The following is a 22,777-nucleotide window of genomic DNA, read 5'->3' as shown; positions in this document are numbered from 1 at the left end:
AAAAAATGTTACAGTTTTAAAAAACTCTTCGAAGAAGGTGAAAGAAATGATGTCCAACCATAATGCCATTTTAAAAACGGGAGATTGGGTTAAGGGGAAATCCCGTGAAGGGGAACTGATCATTGGCTATATCGAGAACCTTGAAGAAGGAATTATTAAGACAAAGGTGATTTCGAGTGATAATAAAACCATTGAAGGCAAAGTCATTCCGCTGCAGAGCAAACAGGTTAAGAAAATCCCGGCAGTAAAAGTGGCCAACAAGGAACAGATTCATTTCCTGATTGATCTTGCTCTTTCCACTGGAGATGAAGAATGGTTCTTTGAATTGACCTCGAAGCTGAACTCAATGAGAGAGCTTGTGAAGGATGTTAAATAAATCAAGGGAAGTGCCTGTGTCAGTCTGCTTATCAGCAGGTGGATGCAGGCACTTTTTTTAGCCCAACCCGGTTGTGATTGATTAGGATAATAATGCTGTGTTCCTTCAAAGCTATTACAAGGTGCTATTGCCGACGCGGGGGCCTAATATAATTAAAAAACAATTGTAGATTACGCTCTAGCTGAGACGGATTGCCACCTTATTCTATGAAATTCAAACCGCAATCAGAAAGATCGGCAGAATATGCTGGAGTACTATCACAGCCGTGGATTTACCAGTATCCTTGTGAGTTTCAATATACCGGATGTTGTTCTGAGGCGACGTATTATGGTAAGTCAGCGCACACTTCCGTTTTAAGAGTGGCTTCCTCATTTATGGAAATCCTCAGGCGTCAGCAGGCTGAATCAGGTCGAGGAGACATTAAAACGCCTGTAGAGGGGGAAGCGGATTATTTGCTGGTTACTCTTGAGGAAGTGGATAATGACTACGAGCTTTCTTTTTGGGATTTACATACACTAAAGGAAGTCAAATATCCCCCACAAGGATGTGGGGGTCATGTCACCAAATATAAGCGCCTTCACATGTATTTGCCTTAGGCTCATAATAGCAATGCTGTTTAAATTGCCCTGAGAACGGCTGATCGTACCATGTTGGCGGACATGCAGCGTACGGATTGAAATACCAGAGAGCAAACTTGGAGGGATGCTGTCTCCAATAATCTAAGGTTTGTTTGGCCAACCTCTTTTCCACACTTCGTGCCCTGTTGTAAAAGACATTTCCTTTCTGTACAGCTTCAAAAGAATAATTTCCTCCCTGCACCTGGAAAATGACTTGCGGGATGGTCCTTAAGCCTTCAAAATCGAGGCAATTAGCTTTTCGCCGGTTAACGATTACATTTCCCACCATCAGCATCCCCAGTTTTCCTTCACCTTCGGCCTCTGCCCTCATCATTCTTGCCATTAAAGCCACATCGCTGTCGGTATATTGTACTCTTGGCACTTTTTATCACCTCTAAAGGAATTGTATTAAGAAATTCTGCAAACATGTTAACAGCTTCAGTTTTAAGCCGGGAAAATATTAATTGGGGGTGCAAATCGCCTCGCGTTCAGCACCCCCATTTTTTGGATATATGACCCGTTATTGTCCTGCACCTTAAAGTTTCAGTGATATGAGATTGCTAATTTATATGTCATCGCATGTTCAATTATGCAGGGAAACAGGGAAACTTTTCATCTGGTTATTCGTATTCAGTTAAAAGGGGAGGGAATCATGAAAAATCAAAGAGATGAAAAACAAGGGAATCTGAAAAAATTATTATACAGGATAGGTTTGTTTATTTTTGGAGGTTTGGCTTTAACAAATGTGACTGCACCATTGCCTTCAATGAAAGAAACAAAAGAATTTCTTCTGTTTATTTTTGGGAGTGCATCAATCTATTACCTTTTAGTAAGTGTATACTACTTAGGCGGATTATGGAGAAAGGTTTTTTATGTGAGTTTGATTTTGCTGTGCGGGCTGAGTGTATTTATGGCTATTTATTTGGCCATGCATTCAATTCCGCATTAAGATGTGGGACAAGGGGACAGGTATTCTGTCCCCAATTTTCAGCTGGGACGATGAACCTGTCCCTCTGTCCCGCAATACTCTTTAATCAGCCTAACTGCTTTTGTTTGGCTGATGCCAAGGTCGCTTGCTACTTTTCTGGAGGATTTATGAATCTGATAGGATCGTCTCACCAGGTTTCTTTTGGTCTCATCCAAAGCCTTATCCAGAGTAGTGTAATGAGAGGGGCAGACTGCTTGATTAGTGCTTTCCTTGATCATGTCAGGGAGATCTGCAATCTGAATAATAGAGTTGCTGATGATGACTAATCTTTCAATCAGGTTTTCAAGCTGACGCACATTTCCCGGCCAGGAATAGTGAGTAAGGATATTTAGACATTCTTCAGAAATAACTTTATTATCATTATATTTTTGATTGAATTTATTCAGGAAATTGTAAGTAAGCGGGATGATATCTTCTCTCCTTTCCCTTAATGGCGGCAGGTGAATGTCAATGACATTTAAGCGATAAAACAAGTCTTCTCTAAATAACTTGTTCTCAATCATAGCCTGCAGATTCTGATTGGTAGCCGCGATGATGCGGACATCAACTTTCTTCATTTCGCTGCTTCCTACAGGGATAAACTGTTTTTCCTGAATAAGCTGGAGAAGCTTAGCCTGCACGGATAGGGGCATTTCGCCGATTTCGTCCAGGAAGATGGTACCGCCGTCCGCTGCTTCTATTAATCCTTGTTTTCCTAACTTATTTGCCCCGGTGAAGGCGCCTTTTGAGTAGCCAAATAGTTCTGACTCCAATAATTCTTCCGGGATGGCCGCACAGTTAATAGCAAGAAAGGGGCGTTTATTCCGATTGCTGACTTTGTGAATATATTGAGAGAAGGCACCTTTTCCAGTTCCGGATTCACCGAGAATCAGAATATTTGAATCGGTTGGCGCTACTTTTTTGCAAAACTCCAATATTGCTTTAATCTCCCCGCTATTGGTCACAATGGTGATTTCCTCATCTTCATCCTGCTGAGTTGATTTTGACTCAATTTGATCCTCTATCGCATTCATTATTTTCATTTTTTGTATTTCTGTAGATGTGATGACGACCAGTTCAATTTCATTTTTGTTATTTAAGATTGGAATGGCCGTAGTCATCAGCTCTGCCCCGATATAGGTCTGCTGTCTCATGTAGCACGGTTCTTTCCGCCGATAGACCTCAGGTACAATAGAAGGTTTCCAGTAGCCTTTTTCAAAAAGTTCCACATTATATTTTCCAATGATATCCCTTGGTTTAAGTCCGTAATGCCTCTCACATACCTTGTTTACATATAGAATTCGCATCTCACCATCCAATACGAAGATTTCATCCGATGAATAATCGAGAATTTTTAACAAGGTCTCCAGTGTCATTTCTACATTGCCTGTATTTGCTGGCATTTTCATTGGAAAGAGTCCCTCCTGAGTCATTATTGGTCCACGAAACCTGCTAATAGAGTTTATTTTAACTCAACATTTACTATTTATCAGTAAATTTTAAATTTTTTATTAAGTTTATAAGTGTTTAACACTATTGGCATAGTACTTGCATTAAAAAGTATATAGAACAATAGAAAGGAGGTCAGGAATGGGAGCTGGACCAGGCCTCATTGAGTATGATTGAAAGCCTTCCACTGGTAGGCTTTCAATTATCATCTTTGTGTACGGAAAAATAGATTTATGGCATCGGTGGATTTCAAAATAGTGCACTTAAATATATAGGAGATGAGATTATGCAAGGAGAAACGATCGTAAAAGAGAGTATTGTAAAAAAAACAAAGATTTTCACTGCTATTTTCATTATTTCTGCTTTAATTACTGCATTATTTTCTATCTTTTCGTTAATTAGCCCAAGTGCACTTGCGAAAATTATGACGTTTATTCAGTCACTTTTTGCCACTCAGTATGGCTGGACTGCCATGTTAATTCCTGTTTTATGTATGGGGTTTCTAGTTGTATTAGGAATTTCTAGATACGGAAATATCATCATAGGCGGTAAAAATGCAAAGCCGGATTATAGTGTTTTTTCGTGGTTAGCAATGCTGTTTACATCCTCTATTGGGATTGGGATTATTTATTTTGGTGTAAATGAGCCACTCTATGCTTATTATCTAGCACCCAACAGTACGGAAGCTCCAAATAAAATGGAAGCTGCAAGAGAAGCAATGGGGACAGCTCTTTACCATTGGGGTGTTTCTGTATGGGCTATTTTTAGTGTTGTGGGTTTAGTGATGGCTTACTTTGTCTCCAAACATAACATTCGCTATTTACCTGGTGATGTCATTGAAAAAAGTTTTGGCAGGAGAAAATGGGTGCCTGCAACTAAAAACACGATGAATATTTTAGCTATTGTATGCTCAGCGATGACGATTGCAGCCACAATGGGGTTAGGAAGTGTGCAAATATCTACCGGGATGAAGCAAGTGATGAACATTGGCAGTTCCCTTCAGAGTGTCCTTCCTTATCTGGTATTAATTATTTTGCTTATTGTGTGTTTTTTTGCGGCAACAACGAAGAAAGTCGGTAAGGGAATGCAAGTCTTAGGAGATTGGAATGTCTATTTAGCCATTTTGATTTTGTTGATTGCCATATTATTTGGACCAACACGTTACATATTAAATCAAGTTGTCCAATTGCTGGGAACCTATATTGATCAGCTTATCCCAAGAAATTTCGACATGTTTTTATTTAGTAATGACCCTACCTATTCGACTACATGGGATGTTGCCAATAATATGTGGTGGATTTCATGGACGCCTTTTATGGGAGTATTTATCGCCTCTATTTCAAAAGGCAGAACGATTCGTCAATTTGCCTTCGCCACTATGACAATACCGGTGATGTTTATGTTGATTTGGCATGCTGCCTTTGGCGGAATTGCTCTTTTAGATGCCGTTTTGGGAGCGGGAAAAATAGCTAAGCATGCTATGGAAAGTCCAGATATGACCTTCTTTGCTATTTTGCAGACGATGCCTTGGCCAAAATTAACCTCTATTGCAACAATCGTATTATTGATAATGTTTATTTCCACAACAGTGACAAGTGCAGCTTTATCATTAGCAAGAATGACAGATATAGAAGGGAAAGAGGCAGATCCTGTTAGAAGTGCAGTATGGGTTTTACTCATGACCATTATTGCTTTAACGGGTATTTTTGCTACTACTTTAGGTGGTAATGATGCATTAAATGCAGTGAAGTCTTTGGCTACTACGTTATCCTACCCTTATCTGTTTTTCTTTATCTTAATGATAACTGCATTCATTAAACAACTAATGCAAGATAAACCACAAATATAAATTTATGTCGGGGAGGAATTAACAATGGAGTTATATTATTTGCATGGCTGGGAACTTATCGCTGAAAAAGTCTTGCAAATCGGAATGCTGCTTTTTATCGCGTGGAATGTAAAATTGCTATTTTTTGAGAAAAGCAACATTGAAGGAGACCACAAAGATGGAAACGAACAAATATAATGCTTACAAAATGATGAATCCTAAAATGCTCGAAACATTAACAATACAAAATGAACTTGTTAAGGATGCATTTTCAACGGATGTAACATTTGAAGAAATGCGTGAAAACTATATTAAGGAAAGAGAGTTTTGGAACGAAGGTGGTCCAGAACCGAAAAGTACCATTGATATAGAGGTAGAAGGACCTTACGGATCTATCCCCATTCGTTTTCACTACCCAATGCGCAGAACTGGGAAAGGGGCGATTCTTTATATCCATGGTGGCGGGTTTGTAGTAGGGAATCTTGACACACATAGTAAGATTATGCGCTTAGTAATGGAAGAAACTGAATCAGTTGTCATAGGGATTGACTATCATTTAGCTCCCGAATTTAAATACCCCACACAAGTGAAAGAGTGTGCTTTCATAGTCGAGTGGTTACGTGCTAATTCAGAAGAATATGATATCGATCAGAATGATATTGCCCTTGCAGGAGACTCAGGTGGAGCCAATTTAGCCTTAGCTGCATCTTTATATTTAAGAGATAAAAAGAAGGATGTATCCTATATACGTTGCTTACTTCTTTATTACGGTTCTTATGGGTTGACTGATTCGAAATCAATGCGTTTATTTGGGGGGGATTATGATGGGTTAAGTCGTAAGGATTTAAGTGCATATACAAAAATGTATATAGGCGACGAAAATGCAGATTTACGCTATTTTGACTGTTTTTCAAACAATTTAACGAAAGGAGTGCCTCCTTGTTATATTGCTTATGGAGATTTAGATCCACTTCAAGATGACAGTAAATTATTATACGATATATTAACCTATCATAATGTAAAAGCAGAATTAGAAGAATTTAAAGGCGTCGTACATGCTTTCTTACACCATTCCCGTATTCTTCAGGAATCCATAGATGCAATTCAACATGGTGGGAATTTCTATAAATCATTAGTTGAATTGTAGCCTTTGGAAGCTGCTAAAGAAATGGCACGGTCAAGGTCATTAGCTTAAATAAATAATAGTGAAGCGAGATGTTCATAAAAAAGAACATCTCTATTTTTTTTCACCTTTAGGTATCTTTGGTGATACCCCTTGATCATTCGGTGATTTTCTCCTAGTGAGTTGATTTTGCCTCAATTTTATCCGCTACCGGTTAATTTTTTTGTGTATGGAGGCATTTTCATTCGTTGAACTCCCTATTGAGTCATTTTTGGTTCGGATATATCTGCTAATTGAGTTCGTTTTAACTCAATTTGCAACCCTTTTCAGTGAATTTTAAATTTTTTGCTTATTTTCAAGGGTTTGCACTATTGGCACAGTACTTGCATTGAAAAGGAGTATAGAACGACAAAAGGAGGTTAGGGAATGGGAAATACCCCAGATGTTCTCGATATCACCATTATTGGCGGAGGACCAGTTGGTTTATTTACCGCTTTTTATGCGGGGATGCGCCAGGCTTCCGTGAAAGTGATCGAGAGCCTGCCGCAGCTTGGCGGCCAACTATCAGCGTTATATCCAGAAAAATATATTTATGACATCGCTGGTTTTCCAAAGGTAAAAGCGCAAGAACTTGTAGATAATTTATTAAAGCAAATGAATCTCTTTGAACCACGCATTTGTTTAGGAGAATCAGTTGAAAGCATCTCCCGCCTGTCTGACCGGTCATTTGCAATCACAACAAATAAAGGCACCCATTATTCAAAGGCAGTGATCATTACCGCGGGAAACGGTGCTTTTCAGCCAAGAAAATTAAATATCGACAGCGAGAAAAAATATGAAAACAAAAACCTTCATTACTTTGTTAAAGACTTAAAGCAATTTGCCGGCAAAAAGGTGGTCATCTTTGGCGGCGGAGATTCGGCTGTTGACTGGGCATTGATGCTCGAGCCGATAGCCGAACAAGTAACACTGATTCACAGGAGAGATAAGTTCCGGGCTCATGAGCATAGTGTGGAAAAATTGAAAGATTCCAAAGTGGAAGTGCTGACGCCTTATATCCCACTGGAACTGGCTGGAGCAGATGAAATAGAAAACGTGATGGTGGAAAACACAAACAGCGGAGAAACAAGGCTCATTCCGGCAGATGATATACTAGTGAATTTTGGATTTGTATCTTCTCTGGGTCCTATTAAAGATTGGGGTTTGGAAATAGAGAAAAATGCGATCTTAGTAAACTCTAAAATGGAAACGAATATTGCCGGGATTTATGCAGCAGGCGACATCTGCACCTATGAAGGCAAAGTAAAGCTGATTGCCAGCGGCTTTGGGGAGGCGCCGACTGCTGTCAGCAATGCAAAGGTTTATATTGACCCAGCTTCAAAAGTACAGCCGCTCCATAGTACAAGCATTATGGCGAATAAGGAAAAAACCGGTTCAGCCATTTAATTTATAAAAATTCATTTAAGAGGAGATATATCATGACTGCTTACAATAAAGTGCAAAATGCAACAAACCGTACGTTTGAAAGAACATTAACCTATGATAAATACACAGATCCGAAAGTATTAGAAAAAGAGATGGACCTTATTTTTGCAAAGTCCTGGCAGCTCGTTGGGCATGTTAGCCAGGTGGAAAAGGCCGGAGACTTCTTTACTGCGGAGGTGGCGGGTGAGCCGATTATCGTTAACCGCGGGAAAGATGAAGTCGTTCGTGCTTTTTACAATGTTTGTCCGCATCGGGCGACAAAGCTTGAAAAAAATGAAGCCGGAAATAAGAAGATCCTTCAATGTGCTTATCATGGGTGGACATTCAAGCTTGATGGCCAGCTGAATAAAGCTCCTAACTTCAAAGGAGAAGACGAGGCTTGTGTAAAGGATGCCTGTCTGCGTTCAGTAAGAATGGAAATTTTAGAATCACTCATCTTTGTGAATTTGGATGACAATGCAAAGCCATTAAGCGAGTCATATGGAGATTTCTTCGAAAGATTAAGCAAGAATACATTTTTGAGTGAGCTAAAAAGAACCAGCCAAAAAACACGTACATTTAAGGCAAACTGGAAGGCCTTTATGGATAACTACTTGGAGTGTGACCATTGCCATGTTGCTCATCCAAGCTTCGTGGCGGCACTGGATATGAATGATTATCAGATTATTACGTGTGAGAACTATTCCATGCAAGGAACGGTTGTAAAGCCGGATAAAAAGTATGGAACGGTTAATTTAGATGAAGCGGAAATGCAAGGCGGCCAATTCTACTGGCTTTGGCCAAATCTGATGCTGACCATTTACCCTGGACCGGGCAATATGGCAACCATTCAAATCATTCCGATTGATCATGAGACATCCATGGCTGTCTATACTTATTACTTCCGCGATGAAAATCTGTCCCAGGCAGAGAAGGACTTAGTGACATTTGCGGAGCAGGTCCGTTCAGAGGATATTGAGCTGGTGGAATTGGAGCAAATTGGCTTCCGTTCACGAGCGTTCAATAAAGGCAGATATTCGTCTTCAGAAAAGGCAATTGTTCAATTTCATGAAATGGTATTGGAGGCCCTAAATGAGTAAATTAACCGGAGTTCAGCCAACTAAGAAATATTTAATGATTAATGGAAAAAAAGTGGAAGCAGACCGTTACACATCCCTTTATTCACCTTATTCCGGGGAAGAAATTGCCCAAATCGCAATGGCCAGCAAAGAACAGACTGAAAAGGCCATTGAGGCTGCGTATGAATCCAGACAGTTGATGGCAAAAATGCCTGCCTTTAAGAGAGCGGAGATTTTAGAAAAAGTGGTTACTCTATTGACTGAAAAAGCGGATGAAGCGGCAGAGATCATTACTCGTGAGTCTTCCAAACCGATCATGTTTTCAAAAGCGGAAGTGGCCAGAACGATCGAAACCTATAAATTTTCCGCTGAGGAAGCGAAGCGCATTCATGGTGAAACAATTCCTTTCGATGCTGCATCAGGCGGTGTTGGCCGGATCGGCTATACATTAAGGGAACCGATTGGGGTCATAGGAGCCATCACTCCTTTTAACTTCCCTATGAATCTTGTAGCTCATAAGGTAGGTCCAGCGATTGCAGCAGGCAATACAGTGGTATTAAAGCCAGCCTCGCAGACGCCGCTCTCGGCATTGTTTATAGCAGAGTTATTTGAAGAGGCAGGGCTTCCGCCAGGGGTGTTAAACGTTGTGACTGGTCCTGGAAGTGTAGTGGGAGAAGAAATTGTCAGAAATGGCCTCGTCAGCATGGTCACCTTCACCGGCAGTCCGGAAGTGGGGATTGGGATCCGAAACAGGGCAGGCTTAAAGAAAACAACATTGGAGCTGGGCTCTAACTCAGCATTGATTATTGATAAAGATGCGGAGGTTGATCGAATCATTGACCGCTGCATTATGGGGGCTTTTTCAAATCAGGGGCAGGTTTGTATTTCGCTTCAGCGAATCTATGCACATGAAGATGTGTATGAAGAGTTCGCAGAAAAGTTTACTATGGCCGCAAAGCAGCTGAAGGTTGGCGATCCGCTTGAGCCGGATACGTATATTTCTTCTTTAATTTCAAAAGGAGAGGCTGATCGAGTACTGGGCTGGATTGAGGAAACAAAGAGCAGCAGCGCAGAGATTACGGCTGGTGGAAGCCTTCGCAATGGAGTACTTGAGCCTACGATCATTACAAATGCCGAACATGATTTAAAAGTATCCTGCCAGGAGGCTTTTGCCCCCGTTGTCGTTGTAAATAAGTTCAGCTCCATTGAGGAAGCCATTGAGCAAGTCAACAATTCGCGGTTTGGGCTGCAGGCGGGCATTTACACAAACAATGTGAAGCACGCCCTATACGCTTCACAGGAGCTGCATGTTGGGGGAGTCATAATCAATGATGTTCCAACCTACCGTGTTGATCAAATGCCATATGGCGGTGTAAAGGACAGCGGCACCGGACGGGAAGGCATCAAATATGCAATAGAAGAAATGACTGAAATGAAATTAATTGTCTGGAATAATAACTGAAGGTGAAGGGAGATTTCTGTGAAAAATTATAAGATTGCGGTGATCGCAGGAGATGGAATCGGACCTGAAGTGATTGGCGAAGGGATCAAGGTATTGAATAAAGTGGCGGAAATTGATTCAGGTTTCCGCTTTGATTTCACTTATTTTCCATGGGGATGTGAATTTTATACAAAGCATGGACAGATGATGGATGACAATGGCATAGAGACATTGAAAGAGTTTGACGCCATTTACTTGGGGGCCGTCGGGTTTCCCGGCGTCCCTGACCATATCTCATTATGGGATTTGCTTTTAAGAATCCGCAAAGAGTTTCAGCAATATGTGAATATCCGGCCTGTCCAATTGCTGAAAGGGGCAAAAACTTCCTTAGTGGATGTAAAACGGGAAGATATCAATATGCTATTTATACGCGAAAATACCGAAGGAGAGTATGCTGGTGCGGGTGAATGGCTGTTTAAGGGGAAGCCGAATGAAGTTGTACTTCAAAACAGCGTGTTTTCCCGTAAAGGAACGGAAAGAATCATCCGGTATGCGTTTGAAACAGCCCGCAAAGAGGGCAGGTCTCTTACAAGCATATCGAAAGCAAATGCATTGAATTATTCAATGGTTTTCTGGGATCAGGTTTTTGAAGAAGTAGGCGCTGAGTACCCTGATGTGAAAACTGCCTCCTATCTGGTCGATGCCGCTGCCATGCTGATGGTTAAGGATCCAAAGAGATTTGAAGTGGTCGTCACATCCAACTTATTTGGAGATATCTTAACAGACCTGGGGGCTGCCATTGCGGGAGGAATTGGGCTTGCTGCCGGGGCCAATATTAATCCTGAAAGAGAATATCCGTCCATGTTCGAGCCTATTCATGGCTCTGCTCCTGATATTGCAGGAAAGGGGATTGCCAACCCGCTGGCTTCCATTTGGTCTGCCAGCCAGATGCTGGATTTCTTCGGGTATGAGGAATATGGTAAACAAGTGCTGCGTGCGATTGAGGAATTGCTGACAGAGGACGGAACACTTACACCAGATATGGGTGGTGCTGCTTCTACTGCAGAAGTAGGAAACAGGATTATTGATATCATGGAGGACCGGATTTCATCAGAAAAATTACACGTTTAATAGTCAGCAGAAACCATAGGAAGATGGTATTCTTCCTATGGTTTAGGTTGATTTTTCCCCTAATTGTTTTATACTTTACTTTTATTAGCAGGCTGCCTTAAACTCATTGCCACCTTATATATACGAGAATGCTGGTGCCGCGGAGTGATCGATTTTTCCAAAAACTGACCGAAAGAGATTGCCATTTTTTGCGCGCCAGTTTGATTTACCTTCCACAAGTGTGGGTTTTAATCGTAAAATTTCTCTGCTGTATGCTCTTGCTTTTTTTGAAGAGATTGGAAACCGCTTACATTTAAATTACTGAAAATTCAATATCTGACAAGGAGTGTTGATATGAACAGTAAAAGAACTGTCTTTTATTCCTCATTAGCTATAAGCTTGGCTTTGATTAGTGTTGGGGTGTTTGCTCCTGAAAAATTAGAGAGTTTCTCCAATAACTCTCTGGAGTTTATCTATAATAATTTAGGCTGGTTTATTTTGGCCAGTGTATTTTTCTTTTTTGCTTTTTGCATGTATATTGGCCTCTCAAAGTTCGGGCATATCAGGTTAGGTCAAGACGATGACAGGCCAGAGTATAAAACAGCTACATGGGTAGGAATGCTGTTTAGTGCCTCCATTGGCATCAGTCTGGTATTTTGGGGTGTAGCAGAGCCTGTTTCATACTATATTGACCCTCCGTTCGGAAAAGGTTCTTCAGAAGAGTCGGCAAAGTTAGCCATGCAGTTTGTTTATCTTCATTGGGGAGTCTCAGCTTGGGCGTGTTACGCTGTGGTAGGAGTATCTTTGGCCTTTTTCCAATTCCGCAAAAAGCTCCCTGCATCTTTAAGTTCTGTATTCTACCCTTTAATAGGCGACAAAATTAGAGGGCCTTTTGGCAAAATGATCGATATTATGGTTATTTTATCAATTGTTATTGGAATAGCAACTTCACTGGGCTTTGGTACATTGCAAGTGAATAGCGGCATGAATTATCTATGGGGTATTCCAGTAAGCTTCTATTCTCAAATGGCTATCATTCTGGTTGTTAGCTTAATATATGTGGGTTCTACGGTTTCAGGCCTTCAAGGGGCTATGAAGAACCTTTCAAACCTCAATATGGCATTGGCATTTGTGTTATTGGCTTTCATACTATTCCTGGGACCGACTCAATCCATATTAAAAATCTTCGTTCAAGGCATAGGGGATTATGCTCAAAACTTTATTGGGATGTCATTTAGGACAGAACCTTATAGTGAGGGATCTTGGATTGCAAGCTGGACGCTGTTTTATTTTGGCTGGTGGATTGCCTGGGCTCCTCTTGTCGGCAGCTTCGTAGCCAGAATCTCAAAGGGAAGAACCATCAAGGAGTTTATGGTTGGGGCTATCTTCATTCCTGTCATAGGGGCTTTCTTCTGGTTTGCTGTAATGGGCGGATCAGCCATTGATCTGATTCAAAACATGGGGGAGACCGCTATTGCCACGGCAGTTTCTACTGACGTAACCTCTGCTTTGTTTAAGTTTTTTGACTATTTTCCAATGAGTGTATTTTTAAGTATTTTAGCAATGGTGTTAGTACTTGTTTTCTTTATTACTTCTGCCAATTCAGCTGTTTTCGTATTAGGGATGATCAGTGAAAATGGAAATCCGAATCCATCTCACTCAACGAAAGTCATTTGGGGTATTGTCATTGCAGCGGTATCAGCTGTACTAATTATGACAGGCGGTTTGTCAGGGCTGCAATCTGCCTTAGTAGCAACTTCTATTCCATTAGCTATTCTAATGCTTGTGATGTGTTATTCAACTTATAAAGGATTGAAGGATGAGCTAAAAATGATGAGAGTAAATAAAAGTCACCAGGAGCATATAGTTGATATTAGAAAAAAGGTGACAAAGAAAAAAGCATAATTTGGAATTAATTTAAATATAAAAAGTGCCTGTCTCTTCATAGGAGTGAAGAGACAGGCACTTTTGCGTATTCTATAAGTGACTTTGCTTAACCGGTAGTGGGGGACGTGTTGCCATTTTTCTAATTAGTATTTTAAATGGCTTGTTTTTCAGTACTGTAAATAAAATACAGCCAGCAATCACAATGAAACTGCCCACAGTCTGAATCCAGGTCATTTTCTCTCCTAAAAAGGCAAATGCCAAAACGGCTGTAAAAACGGGATTAAAGTTCAAGAACAATCCAGAGGTATTGGGGCCAAGTTTATTCACTCCGATATTCCAAAGGACCATACACAGGACGGTTGAAATCAGGCTGGTATATAAAATGGATTGAATAAAAGAAGCATCTATGTTCGATACCGTGAAGCTGGAAACACTAAAAGGAAGCAAGACAAGAAGGCCGAAAATGCCAGAGTATAGAATTGACATCATCGGTGAGACGTTCCTCATCGCCCATTTGCTGCTGACAGAATAAATTCCCCACATACCTACAGCTGCCATCATATAGAAATCTCCTGCATTAAATGTCATTGAAAATAATAATTCCAAGTTCCCTTTTGAGAGGACAATCAGAACGCCGAATAATGAAACAAACATAGAAAGGAATTGAAGTGAATTCATTTTTTCTTTTAGAAAAATGAAAGAGAAGGCAGCAATCGAAAACATGTTCAAGGTTGAAATTAACCCAGCATTCGTAGCTGATGTTTTTTCAAGTGCCATGAATTGCAGAGCCTGAAACAAAGCTACGCCTGTGATGCCCATCATAAATAATGGCAGAATGGCTTTTTTTGGCGGCAGCAGCCGTTTCTCTTTATGCCAGACAAGAGGAACGAGACAGATAATGGCGATGGTCCATCTTAAAATGGTTAAGGTAATAGGAGATGCGTGGTCCACAAGTGTTTTTCCAACAATAAAATTTCCGCCCCAAAGTAAGCTTGTTAATAAAAGGAGAAGATAATATTTCACGTCATTAGCCCCTTTTCAGAGCCATTGTGCACAATGACATTATTTATATGAATAATTTTAACATTTTTTATATTAAACAAAAGATAATTTTGTATAATGAAGTTAATTCGAAATAATTAAAAGTATATAAGAATTTAAGTGTGAAAAATTCAGTTTGGATATGTGATTTGAACAGAATTTGGAATAATTGAAAAGGGTGGATGAAGTGGAGTCGATTGTAAGCAGGGTGCTGGATCACCTGGATATTAAAATCTTGGATTTGCTTCAAAAGGATGCGCGGATTAGCAACCTGGAACTGTCGAAAAGGGTGAATCTGTCGGCTCCGGCTGTGCATGCGAGAATTAAGAGGCTGGAAGCGGAAGGGTATATCCAGGAGCATGTCGCTATCTTAAGCCATGAAAAGCTGGGCTTTGATTTATTATGCTTTGTATTTATGAGCACCAATATGCATCAAGCGGAAAAACTGGAATCTCTTGAAAAGACGCTGGAATCCATGAAGGAAGTTTTAGAATGTCATTGTTTAACAGGGGAGTATGATTATCTTTTGAAAGTGGCGTGCAAGGATCGCAAGGGGCTGGAGATGTTTATCAGGAAGCTGAATGAATTGGGGATCACGAAAATACAGACGAGTCTTGCGCTGAGGGAGATAAAGGACTCGACGGTGCTGCCGATACTCGAATAGTATCTATGATAAAAGCAAAAACTTGAAACCTTTTCCAGGAATAATCGTAGAATCTAGAAATAAAGTTCAGGAGGGATTAGGTTGACGAAAAAGATCGCGCAGCTCCAAACCCGTTATTATGTGCTTTTTGGCGCAGCAATTGGTTCTGTGATCGGATTAGTGGCTTATGTGAAAGATTGGATTTAGTCGATGAAGATTATTGATACTTTCCGTTTTTTAAGTGCAGTTATCAGCCTTCTGCAGGCTTCTTGAGAAGCTACTATGATAAATATCCAGAAATTTTTAAGGAGTATTTTGCGTATCATTGCAAGGACACAGAAGAAAGACACCGGAGATCGATTGCAAAGTATTCTATGTCTGCTATTGATGCCGTTCATGTAAAGATTGCTCCTTTAATTGATGAAGTGGCTCATAATTATTCAGACCGATATCAAGTTTCCTTCCCAATTGATGTTAATCTGATTGTGGGCGGCTATGGTTCAAATGCTTTTACACATCGAATGATTATACCCAATATTACATTTGCTTTAGAAAAATTGTCTCCGGAGACAGATCATCTGAAGGCGATAGTGGCACATGAGTTTGGACATGTCTGCCACAATATCATTTCGAATGCTTCGGGGATGGATTGGACAAAGATCAGGTGGGAGAACCCTCTTATCTGACTTTATCAGGAGGGGGCTGCTACCCACTTTTCGAGAATGACGGAGCCGGGTCTAACCCCATCTGTCTATTTTTCGTTCGATGACGATGGGGACGAATGGCTGACATTTGCGGAATTCAATCAGCATGATATCAAGCTGGAATTTGCCAATGATTTTGCTATTAAACAAGCGGATGCAATTTTTCTTGAATGGTTTTCTATCTGTGGCGGTGAAAGGTTTGGTTATAGCCGTTTGGGATATTATTTAGGAGATTTGTTTTTCCAGAGTCTGATTGAACGGAATGGAGAAAGAAATGCCATCACTGCCTGGAAGAGACCTGACTTCATTGACTATGTGAAAATTTCGCTGAATGGCAATGTGATTTAGATCTGGCTGTTACTTTACTTCGATTAAAAAAGCATAGCTGGCATCGCCGTTTTTCCAGCGGGCGAATATATGGTAAGCGTATATGCCGCTTTGGTTTGGGACAATAAACTCCTCATTGCTTATTTCTGCGGTCTGACTATTTTTTTCGTCTGTCCACCGTTCTGCCGTAAGGCTTCCCTGGATGGGTTCTTTTTTTAAGTGTATCTTTATTTTCGAATTTGGAGCAACTTCAACTGGCTTGTATTCTCTTGCCATATCCATTGATGAAGAAAGTGCTTTATCAACACAAGTACCAGAAAATGGCCCCTTCCAGCAGTATGAGCCCCGAGTTGAAGAAATATCAACTTTTCCAGCTTTTATAACAGGCACTGAAGGCTCTGTATTCGGACCAATCAGAAAAGAACCCAGTATCAGTAAACCAGCTATAAGAATAATCCGCTTTACCACTTTCAAGAAATAACCTCTTTCAGTTTGTAAAATAATGGACGATTTCTCCGCGTAGAAAGTTTCAAAATTCATTTTAAATGGAAAATATAATGTTACCACCATAACCTTTGAGATGAGGAATGCTGTATAAGTCCGATAAATATCAGAATTGGTACTTGTGTTTAAAAACCGCCTAATCAGGAAAAAAGAAACATAAAAGCAGCGGGGAGGAATCAAATATGCCATACGATAAACTAAGCGATCTGCCGGACTCTGTTAAAGATAATCTTCCGCATCACGCTCAGGAAATCTTTAAGGAAGCGTTTAATTCTGCAAGTGAAGAGTATGACGAAGAAGAAACGGCCTTTAAGGTGGCCTGGAGTGCAGTGAAGAAGAAATATGAGAAGAATGATGATGATAAATGGGTTGAAAAGGAAGAGTAAATAGTTAAAAGGTGTCCCCATCGAGGACACCTTTTTTCAATCTTCTTCCGCTTCATTCTCAACATATTTCTTCAAGTTCTGGTATTGCTCTTCAAACACAAATTTAGCCGTCCAGCCTAAAAGTTTGGTTGTCAGCTTATAAAAGAGGCTGCTCGGAATCAGGCTTGCTTCTACAATCAAGCGCGTCCCATCATGCTCCCTTGATAAGAGATACCTTGAAATACTTAATCCTTCTTTGGAATGAGAGTGCATAACAACTTTATAGGGAGCCTCATATTCGATCAGCTCGGAATCGATTTTGAGGATTTTTTTATCCAATTTCTGAACGGTGACAAACTTAGTCCCAGGCTGCGGGATTGGTTTATTTTCCTCATTGTCATATATGTTTTCGATCAGCATGGTATTCCAGAGCTTTATTTTTTCATCGTCATCAACGTATTTAAAAACCAGATCAATGGGAGCGTGAATGACATCTTCATATCTGTAAACCAGTATTTCTTTCATTTTAAAATCCTCATTTTCTATTTAATCAAAAGCATCTTACTAGTTTTTTCGGCAAAGCTTGCTGGAAATTAATAAGGGGCTTTATTTTTGAAATTTTCTGAAACTAAATAAACCTTCATCCGTATATAGAATTAAGGGGTGATGGACATGTCAGGAATAATTATTATGGGTTTGCTTCTTATTATTGTCATTGGTTTTAGTGGTTCCAAACCAACGAAACGTACTTATGATAGCGGTAATTCCTCCTCCCATCATTATATAGGAGATTATAGCAGCAGCTCGGATAACTGTGATAGTTTCGGAGGAGATAGCGGCGGGTGCGGAGGCGGCGGTGACTGAATCCAGGCCATATTATTAAAAAATAGGGGTGCTAAATGAAATATTTTTGGAAACTGGCTGCCGGTATATGGCTGGTTATGGCATTAACAGGCTGCATAGCGGAAGAATATGATTTCACTCCGCCAGCTGTAACTCTCTCAAACACTGATAGTGTACAGTCAGCAGAATTAAAGGAAGCAAATGTTGATTGGAGAGGAGAAAATAACAAGCAGATCAAGAAAGAAACAGATGATATGATATCATTTGCGAAGAAACAGAAAGCACTGACCTATAATGCCGGGCAAAAAATAGATCTGCTGTTTGACAGTGAAGATTTTATGGTGGAAGAATTATCAGTTTCCCTATGGAAAAATGATGAGGAAATTCAATTGGAATTAAATGACCATCGTTCTTTTTCTCTTCCTGAAGAAAAAGGTGAATATGTAATAATAGTGTATCTTCGTTCTGATAGAGGGAGTGCTCAATATGGAGGGAATGTGGTCATTCTTGGGTAACAGGTCTGCCTTGAAAGGAAGAATATAGTGAATAATGTCATGATAAGAAGACCAGCAGCAGAGGATGTAAAAGATCTGAACCATTTCTTTAGAATAGTTATAACCGATACATTTCTAAAAGAAGGTATTGGGGGTTTGCTTGAAGACATGGAGGAAGAAATTAAAGCCAAGGAAAACTGCCTGAATCGGGACTTGAAAAGCGGCGGTAAAGATCGGTATTTTCTAATTGCATTAAATGAAGATAAAATCGTTGGATCAATAGAATACGGTCCAGCCAGTGAGCTGATAATTAAAAGTACTGACCAGGCACTTAAAAGCCTTTATGAGGTGGGTACGGTATTCGTGCATCCTGACTATCAGAAAAAAGGCATAGGCAATCAATTATTAGATGCAATCATCTTGGCCTTAAAGAATATAGGTGCAGATGAATTCTGTTTGGATTCAGGATATAAAAACTCCCAAAAAGTCTGGAAAAAGAAATTTGGAGAACCAGGCTACCTGTTAAATGATTACTGGGGAGAAGGGGCTCATCATATGATTTGGCGAGTCAAGACTGATTCTATCCATACTTTTCGCCATTGAAATAGGAGATTAGGGTCTGGTTATCTCTCTATATAAAAAGAAGTTTTTCCTTCATCTTCATACAAAGTGAGGAAAAACTTCTTTAATGCCGTTCCAATTGGTCGTGTACTCTGCTCCTTATTTACTAAGGAACGATCCTGAGCAGTTTAAACAAGGATTTTACCTAAAGCCGCCTCGTCTGCAATAATGGTCACAGCGGGGTGTTTTTTTAATATTGATGCTGGGAAGCTTTCGTTTACCTCTCCCTGCAAGAGCTGCTCTAAAGCTGCACTTTTGGCATCTCCCGAGACAAGCAATAGTATTTCCCTGCTGCGCATAATGCTCGTAATTCCCATGGTAATGGCATGAGAGGGAACTTCATTCATGCTGTTAAAATATCTTGCATTGGCTTTGCGTGTGGAAGGTGTTAATTCGACTATATGTGTTTCGGAGTCAAAGGATGTCCCTGGTTCATTAAAGCCGATATGGCCGTTGCTGCCGATGCCCAGAACTTGAAGGTCAATGCCTCCATGTCTCTTTATCAGATATTCGTAGTCCCTGCATTGCTGCTGGGGATTGATTTTATCGCCAGAAGGAACATGAGTATTCTCCTTTTGAATATCAATATGATTAAATAAATGCTTGTCCATAAAATAACGGTAACTATTCGGGTCTGTACCAGAAAGCCCCAAATATTCATCCAGATTAAATGTTGTTACGTCCCTGTAGGATGTATGCTTCTTTTGATGATCGTCTATCAATCGATCATATAATCCAACTGGGGTACCGCCTGTTGCCAATCCCAGCTTAATATCAGGGCTGCGGCGAACTCTTTCGATTAAAAATTCCGCTGCTTTTTGACTCATTTCATCATAATTTTTTGCTTGTAAGATTTTCACTGCTGTCTCCTCCTCGATGATAGGCAAGCTCTCCGCGGCAAAATGTCATGGCTACTTCAAGCTGCTCATCCAATATCACGATATCCGCATCTTTTCCAATGCTAAGGGTTCCTTTGCGATCAATGACATTTAACTGCTTAGCCGGATTTACAGAAGCCATTTGGATTGCATCTTCAAGTGAACAGCCCGTGAAAGCCATCATATTTTTCATTGCATTTCCGAGTTTTAGAATGCTCCCTGCGAGGGTCCCATCCTGTAAAACAGCCTTCCCGTCTTCAACCGTTACAGCCTGTCCGCCAAGATCATAGATTCCATTTTTCATGCATTTGGCACGCATGGCGTCTGTGATAAGAATCAGTTCTTTTTCGCCTTTTTGCTGAAAGGCAAGCTTCATCATTTCAGGACGTACATGAACACCGTCGGCGATTAATTCTGCTGTTAATTCTTCGCGAAGCAAAGCAGCACCCACTACACCGGGTTCCCGATGATGCAGGCCGCGCATTTGATTAAATAGATGTGTGACGTGTTTAGCACCAGCCTCAATAGCTTGGGAGACTTCTTCATATGTGGCATCGGAATGGCCGATAGAAGCAATAATGCTGTGTTCATCCAGGTATTTCACCATTTCCATGCCGCCTGGCTGTTCAGGAGCCAGTGTAACAATTTTCACCGTTTTATTTGCGAGATTATTCCATTTTTTAAATTGCTCAATACTGGAATTTACAATGAACTCCTCAGGCTGAGCGCCAGCTTTGGACTTATTGACATATGGTCCTTCGAGGTGGATGCCAAGGATTTCCGCTTTACCGGGAGGCTGATACTTCTGTATATAGCTCCCAGCATTTATTAGAGCCTTTTCAATGGCTGCTTGGCTCTGAGTCATTGTAGTGGCTAAGAAACTGGTTGTTCCTTCTTTAGGAAGAGCGTCAGACATGGTCTCTAATGCCTCCACTGAGGCATCCATCACATCAGCACCATTTACTCCATGGATATGAATATCAATTAAGCCGGGAATGGCCTGAAAGGAAGATGGAACTTCCATCACTTCAACCCCCATAGATGCTGGCAAATCTGTGGATGGCCCAATCCCGATTATCTGGTGATCCTGCAATAGAATATAACCTTCTTCAATCTTTTGGTCTTCTGCATATATTTGCATTCCTTTAAGCAAGATAGCTTTCAAGGTTAACAACTCCCTTTTTGCAGATCAGCTGGCTAAGTCTCGCTAATCTCTATAGTATTCAATAACGAATGCTTCAAGAGCATTCCGTTTTCCCGCGACGGGTTCTTCATTCCAGTAAATATTCTACTATCAGGAATGAATGAAAAGTAGACACATACTCTAATTTGAACGTGTTTTCAGTGTTCCCGGGGAATTGATGAAAAGAATTGAAACCGATTTCAACCTCATTGAATTTTGGCAGCTGCGAATATATGATACGGACAGGAGGGCAAAGCAACAAGATTTCTCATCAAGATAAAGGGGGTCAACATCAATGAAAAAAGCTTTTGAAAAAGCACAGCAATTTGGTAAATCATTCATGCTGCCTATTGCGGTTTTACCGGCAGCAGGCTTGTTATTAGGAATAGGCGGAGCGCTGTCCAACCCGAATACAGTTTCAGCATATCCTTTTTTAGATATCAGTTGGCTACAGGCCATTTTTTTAATAATGAGTTCCGCAGGTTCAATCGTATTTGCCAACTTGCCGATTATATTTGCAGTCGGGGTAGCGATAGGTTTAGCCCGTTCAGATAAAGCAACAGCTGGGTTAGCAGCCATGATTGGATATTTTGTTATGAATAGTACAATCAGTGCACTGCTATCTTTAACCGGAGACCTGGCGAAGGATAATCTGGCAGGAGCCGGTCAAGGGATGGCAGTAGGGATTCAGACTTTGGAAACGGGTGTATTTGGCGGGATTATCGTCGGGATTGCAGCAGCTGCACTTCATAACAAATACAATAAAATTCAGCTGCCTCAAGTGTTAGGATTTTTTGGGGGATCCCGCTTTATTCCTATAGTCGTTTCATTTGCTTCAATTTTTGTAGGAGCGATTCTATTTTTGATATGGCCTTATTTCCAGGCATTAATCAATGGGCTGGGATCAGTGGTTACAGGCACCGGGGAAATTGGAACCCTGTTCTATGGATTTATTTTGCGTATGCTTGGACCGCTTGGCCTGCACCATATTTTCTACCTTCCTTTCTGGCAAACCGCTCTTGGCGGGACACTCGAGATTGGCGGAAAATTAGTCAGCGGTACACAAAATATCTTTTTTGCGCAATTGGGTGACCCATCGACTGAACAATATTACGAAGGGGTATCCAGATTTATGTCAGGCCGTTTTATTACAATGATGTTTGGCCTGCCGGGAGCTGCATTGGCCATCTACCATTGCTCTAAAAAGAAAAACAGAAAAGTGGTAGCAGGTATTTTGCTTTCGGCAGCGTTGACATCATTCCTGACTGGTATCACAGAACCGCTTGAATTCAGCTTCTTATTTGTGGCGCCTCTTCTTTATTTAGTGCATGCTATTTTTGATGGTTTTGCTTTTATGATGGCAGACATTTTCAATATTACTGTTGGTCAAACCTTCTCAGGCGGATTTATTGATTTCATTTTATTTGGAATTCTTCAAGGTGCCGATAAAACAAATTGGCCATATGTATTAATGGTAGGGATTCCGTGGTTCTTCCTATACTACTTTACCTTTAAATTCTTAATCAGAAAAAAGAACTTCAAAGTTCTTGGACGTGAAGACGAAGAACAGGCAGCAGAGCAAGTTTCAGCTACAGACCGTGCCAAAACAATTGTAGAAGGATTGGGCGGAATAAATAATATTGATATTGTTGATTGCTGTGCGACTCGTCTCCGGGTAACTGTTAAAGATGATTCCATGGTAAAAGAGGATATCATTAAACAGACTGGATCAAAAGGAATTGTGCAAAAAGGAACGGGTGTTCAAATTATTTATGGACCACAAGTCACCATTGTTAAAAACGAAATAGAAGAGTATCTAGGTCAGTAATAAAT

General features: G+C 40.5%; 25 protein-coding genes. 18 read left to right on the top strand and 7 right to left on the bottom strand.

Features of this window, described 5'->3' with window-relative positions; translation table 11 throughout:
- Nucleotides 1-46 precede the first annotated feature (46 nt).
- A complete protein-coding gene (locus NYE23_RS18110; protein ID WP_341079764.1) occupies nucleotides 47-376 on the top strand; it encodes an IDEAL domain-containing protein in 330 nt (109 codons plus the stop codon).
- A 558-nt stretch (nucleotides 377-934) separates the two neighbouring features.
- On the opposite strand, the gene NYE23_RS18105 is transcribed toward NYE23_RS18110, so the two are convergent.
- Complete coding sequence (locus tag NYE23_RS18105; RefSeq protein ID WP_035325478.1) at nucleotides 935-1,375, bottom strand: cell wall hydrolase; 441 nt, start codon at nucleotides 1,373-1,375, stop codon at nucleotides 935-937.
- A gap of 270 nt (nucleotides 1,376-1,645) precedes the next feature.
- On the opposite strand from NYE23_RS18105, the gene NYE23_RS18100 reads away from it, so the two are divergent.
- Nucleotides 1,646-1,942 (top strand): hypothetical protein, encoded by a 297-nt coding sequence (locus NYE23_RS18100; RefSeq protein ID WP_341079762.1) that lies wholly within the window; start codon nucleotides 1,646-1,648, stop codon nucleotides 1,940-1,942.
- 38 nt (nucleotides 1,943-1,980) lie between these two features.
- Here NYE23_RS18100 and NYE23_RS18095 read toward each other — a convergent pair whose 3' ends face one another.
- Nucleotides 1,981-3,369, bottom strand: coding sequence for a sigma-54 interaction domain-containing protein (locus NYE23_RS18095; protein ID WP_341079760.1), 1,389 nt, complete (start codon nucleotides 3,367-3,369; stop codon nucleotides 1,981-1,983).
- Nucleotides 3,370-3,695: 326 nt separating this feature from the next.
- Here NYE23_RS18095 and NYE23_RS18090 point away from each other — a divergent pair, with 326 nt between their 5' ends.
- From NYE23_RS18090 to NYE23_RS18055, 8 genes are all read left to right on the top strand, one after another.
- A complete protein-coding gene (locus tag NYE23_RS18090) occupies nucleotides 3,696-5,258 on the top strand; it encodes a BCCT family transporter (protein ID WP_341079759.1) in 1,563 nt (520 codons plus the stop codon).
- 24 nt (nucleotides 5,259-5,282) lie between these two features.
- Entirely contained in the window at nucleotides 5,283-5,435 is a 153-nt protein-coding gene (locus NYE23_RS18085) for a hypothetical protein (RefSeq protein ID WP_341079757.1), read from the top strand.
- Nucleotides 5,416-6,384 (top strand): acetyl esterase, encoded by a 969-nt coding sequence (aes, locus tag NYE23_RS18080; RefSeq protein ID WP_341079756.1) that lies wholly within the window; start codon nucleotides 5,416-5,418, stop codon nucleotides 6,382-6,384. Before NYE23_RS18085 ends, aes begins: the two co-directional genes overlap by 20 nt.
- Before the next feature lie 402 nt (nucleotides 6,385-6,786).
- Nucleotides 6,787-7,806, top strand: a complete 1,020-nt coding sequence (locus NYE23_RS18075) for an NAD(P)/FAD-dependent oxidoreductase (protein WP_341079755.1) — start codon at nucleotides 6,787-6,789, stop codon at nucleotides 7,804-7,806.
- Between the two features lie 32 nt (nucleotides 7,807-7,838).
- The gene (locus NYE23_RS18070) at nucleotides 7,839-8,924 is read left to right on the top strand and encodes an aromatic ring-hydroxylating oxygenase subunit alpha (RefSeq protein ID WP_341079754.1); all 1,086 of its coding nucleotides are present in this window, start codon (nucleotides 7,839-7,841) and stop codon (nucleotides 8,922-8,924) included.
- Nucleotides 8,917-10,365 carry an aldehyde dehydrogenase family protein gene (locus NYE23_RS18065; protein ID WP_341079753.1) on the top strand — a complete coding sequence of 483 codons (1,449 nt, stop codon included), beginning with the start codon at nucleotides 8,917-8,919 and terminating at the stop codon, nucleotides 10,363-10,365. The genes NYE23_RS18070 and NYE23_RS18065 overlap by 8 nt, the downstream gene beginning before the upstream one ends.
- 18 nt (nucleotides 10,366-10,383) lie before the next feature.
- Nucleotides 10,384-11,475: a tartrate dehydrogenase gene (locus NYE23_RS18060; RefSeq protein WP_341079752.1), complete on the top strand. Its 1,092-nt coding sequence runs from the start codon at nucleotides 10,384-10,386 to the stop codon at nucleotides 11,473-11,475.
- A 333-nt stretch (nucleotides 11,476-11,808) separates the two neighbouring features.
- Nucleotides 11,809-13,359: a BCCT family transporter gene (locus NYE23_RS18055; protein ID WP_341079751.1), complete on the top strand. Its 1,551-nt coding sequence runs from the start codon at nucleotides 11,809-11,811 to the stop codon at nucleotides 13,357-13,359.
- Between the two features lie 72 nt (nucleotides 13,360-13,431).
- On the opposite strand, the gene NYE23_RS18050 is transcribed toward NYE23_RS18055, so the two are convergent.
- Nucleotides 13,432-14,364 carry a DMT family transporter gene (locus NYE23_RS18050; protein ID WP_341079750.1) on the bottom strand — a complete coding sequence of 311 codons (933 nt, stop codon included), beginning with the start codon at nucleotides 14,362-14,364 and terminating at the stop codon, nucleotides 13,432-13,434.
- A gap of 205 nt (nucleotides 14,365-14,569) precedes the next feature.
- Between NYE23_RS18050 and NYE23_RS18045 the strand changes: the two genes are divergently transcribed.
- From NYE23_RS18045 to NYE23_RS18035, 3 genes are all read left to right on the top strand, one after another.
- A complete protein-coding gene (locus tag NYE23_RS18045; RefSeq protein ID WP_341079749.1) occupies nucleotides 14,570-15,046 on the top strand; it encodes an Lrp/AsnC family transcriptional regulator in 477 nt (158 codons plus the stop codon).
- A 248-nt stretch (nucleotides 15,047-15,294) separates the two neighbouring features.
- Nucleotides 15,295-15,711, top strand: a complete 417-nt coding sequence (locus tag NYE23_RS18040; protein WP_341079747.1) for a hypothetical protein — start codon at nucleotides 15,295-15,297, stop codon at nucleotides 15,709-15,711.
- Nucleotides 15,712-15,747: 36 nt separating this feature from the next.
- Nucleotides 15,748-16,077 carry a hypothetical protein gene (locus tag NYE23_RS18035; RefSeq protein WP_341079745.1) on the top strand — a complete coding sequence of 110 codons (330 nt, stop codon included), beginning with the start codon at nucleotides 15,748-15,750 and terminating at the stop codon, nucleotides 16,075-16,077.
- A gap of 9 nt (nucleotides 16,078-16,086) precedes the next feature.
- On the opposite strand, the gene NYE23_RS18030 is transcribed toward NYE23_RS18035, so the two are convergent.
- Nucleotides 16,087-16,530, bottom strand: coding sequence for a hypothetical protein (locus NYE23_RS18030; protein WP_341079743.1), 444 nt, complete (start codon nucleotides 16,528-16,530; stop codon nucleotides 16,087-16,089).
- Nucleotides 16,531-16,742: 212 nt separating this feature from the next.
- On the opposite strand from NYE23_RS18030, the gene NYE23_RS18025 reads away from it, so the two are divergent.
- Nucleotides 16,743-16,946: a ChaB family protein gene (locus NYE23_RS18025; protein ID WP_035325486.1), complete on the top strand. Its 204-nt coding sequence runs from the start codon at nucleotides 16,743-16,745 to the stop codon at nucleotides 16,944-16,946.
- Nucleotides 16,947-16,982: 36 nt separating this feature from the next.
- On the opposite strand, the gene NYE23_RS18020 is transcribed toward NYE23_RS18025, so the two are convergent.
- Entirely contained in the window at nucleotides 16,983-17,450 is a 468-nt protein-coding gene (locus tag NYE23_RS18020) for an SRPBCC domain-containing protein (RefSeq protein ID WP_341079741.1), read from the bottom strand.
- Nucleotides 17,451-17,597: 147 nt separating this feature from the next.
- Here NYE23_RS18020 and NYE23_RS18015 point away from each other — a divergent pair, with 147 nt between their 5' ends.
- Genes NYE23_RS18015 through NYE23_RS18005 form a run of 3 tightly spaced genes read left to right on the top strand, consistent with a single transcriptional unit; the run spans nucleotide 17,598 to nucleotide 18,865 of the window.
- On the top strand, nucleotides 17,598-17,789 hold the full coding sequence (locus NYE23_RS18015; protein ID WP_341079739.1) for a hypothetical protein: 192 nt from the start codon (nucleotides 17,598-17,600) through the stop codon (nucleotides 17,787-17,789).
- Between the two features lie 35 nt (nucleotides 17,790-17,824).
- On the top strand, nucleotides 17,825-18,283 hold the full coding sequence (locus NYE23_RS18010) for a hypothetical protein (protein ID WP_341079737.1): 459 nt from the start codon (nucleotides 17,825-17,827) through the stop codon (nucleotides 18,281-18,283).
- A 27-nt stretch (nucleotides 18,284-18,310) separates the two neighbouring features.
- Nucleotides 18,311-18,865, top strand: a complete 555-nt coding sequence (locus NYE23_RS18005) for a GNAT family N-acetyltransferase (RefSeq protein ID WP_341079735.1) — start codon at nucleotides 18,311-18,313, stop codon at nucleotides 18,863-18,865.
- A gap of 146 nt (nucleotides 18,866-19,011) precedes the next feature.
- Here the strand turns inward: NYE23_RS18005 and nagB are convergent, their stop codons facing one another.
- Both nagB and nagA read right to left on the bottom strand, forming a co-directional pair.
- Nucleotides 19,012-19,743: a glucosamine-6-phosphate deaminase gene (gene nagB / locus NYE23_RS18000; RefSeq protein ID WP_341079732.1), complete on the bottom strand. Its 732-nt coding sequence runs from the start codon at nucleotides 19,741-19,743 to the stop codon at nucleotides 19,012-19,014.
- Nucleotides 19,715-20,926 (bottom strand): N-acetylglucosamine-6-phosphate deacetylase, encoded by a 1,212-nt coding sequence (gene nagA / locus NYE23_RS17995; protein ID WP_341079730.1) that lies wholly within the window; start codon nucleotides 20,924-20,926, stop codon nucleotides 19,715-19,717. The genes nagB and nagA overlap by 29 nt, the downstream gene beginning before the upstream one ends.
- Before the next feature lie 313 nt (nucleotides 20,927-21,239).
- Here nagA and NYE23_RS17990 point away from each other — a divergent pair, with 313 nt between their 5' ends.
- The gene (locus NYE23_RS17990; protein WP_341079728.1) at nucleotides 21,240-22,772 is read left to right on the top strand and encodes a maltose/glucose-specific PTS transporter subunit IIC; all 1,533 of its coding nucleotides are present in this window, start codon (nucleotides 21,240-21,242) and stop codon (nucleotides 22,770-22,772) included.
- The last annotated feature ends 5 nt before the right edge of the window (nucleotides 22,773-22,777 follow it).

The sequence above is a fragment of the Cytobacillus sp. FSL H8-0458 genome, from assembly GCF_038002165.1.
GTDB lineage: Bacteria > Bacillota > Bacilli > Bacillales > Cytobacillaceae > Cytobacillus.
This window is presented reverse-complemented; position numbering and strand designations above follow the sequence as displayed.

What these genes read in the sequence shown, in the direction of transcription:
- NYE23_RS18110 (WP_341079764.1), top strand. Translation starts at nt 47, where the DNA reads ATGATGTCCAACCATAATGCCATTTTAAAAACGGGAGATTGGGTTAAG.
- NYE23_RS18100 (WP_341079762.1), top strand. Translation starts at nt 1,646, where the DNA reads ATGAAAAATCAAAGAGATGAAAAACAAGGGAATCTGAAAAAATTATTA.
- NYE23_RS18095 (WP_341079760.1), bottom strand. Translation starts at nt 3,369, where the DNA reads ATGAAAATGCCAGCAAATACAGGCAATGTAGAAATGACACTGGAGACC.
- NYE23_RS18090 (WP_341079759.1), top strand. Translation starts at nt 3,696, where the DNA reads ATGCAAGGAGAAACGATCGTAAAAGAGAGTATTGTAAAAAAAACAAAG.
- NYE23_RS18085 (WP_341079757.1), top strand. Translation starts at nt 5,283, where the DNA reads ATGGAGTTATATTATTTGCATGGCTGGGAACTTATCGCTGAAAAAGTC.
- aes (WP_341079756.1), top strand. Translation starts at nt 5,416, where the DNA reads ATGGAAACGAACAAATATAATGCTTACAAAATGATGAATCCTAAAATG.
- NYE23_RS18075 (WP_341079755.1), top strand. Translation starts at nt 6,787, where the DNA reads ATGGGAAATACCCCAGATGTTCTCGATATCACCATTATTGGCGGAGGA.
- NYE23_RS18070 (WP_341079754.1), top strand. Translation starts at nt 7,839, where the DNA reads ATGACTGCTTACAATAAAGTGCAAAATGCAACAAACCGTACGTTTGAA.
- NYE23_RS18065 (WP_341079753.1), top strand. Translation starts at nt 8,917, where the DNA reads ATGAGTAAATTAACCGGAGTTCAGCCAACTAAGAAATATTTAATGATT.
- NYE23_RS18055 (WP_341079751.1), top strand. Translation starts at nt 11,809, where the DNA reads ATGAACAGTAAAAGAACTGTCTTTTATTCCTCATTAGCTATAAGCTTG.
- NYE23_RS18035 (WP_341079745.1), top strand. Translation starts at nt 15,748, where the DNA reads ATGACGGAGCCGGGTCTAACCCCATCTGTCTATTTTTCGTTCGATGAC.
- NYE23_RS18025 (WP_035325486.1), top strand. Translation starts at nt 16,743, where the DNA reads ATGCCATACGATAAACTAAGCGATCTGCCGGACTCTGTTAAAGATAAT.
- NYE23_RS18020 (WP_341079741.1), bottom strand. Translation starts at nt 17,450, where the DNA reads ATGAAAGAAATACTGGTTTACAGATATGAAGATGTCATTCACGCTCCC.
- NYE23_RS18015 (WP_341079739.1), top strand. Translation starts at nt 17,598, where the DNA reads ATGTCAGGAATAATTATTATGGGTTTGCTTCTTATTATTGTCATTGGT.
- NYE23_RS18010 (WP_341079737.1), top strand. Translation starts at nt 17,825, where the DNA reads ATGAAATATTTTTGGAAACTGGCTGCCGGTATATGGCTGGTTATGGCA.
- NYE23_RS17990 (WP_341079728.1), top strand. Translation starts at nt 21,240, where the DNA reads ATGAAAAAAGCTTTTGAAAAAGCACAGCAATTTGGTAAATCATTCATG.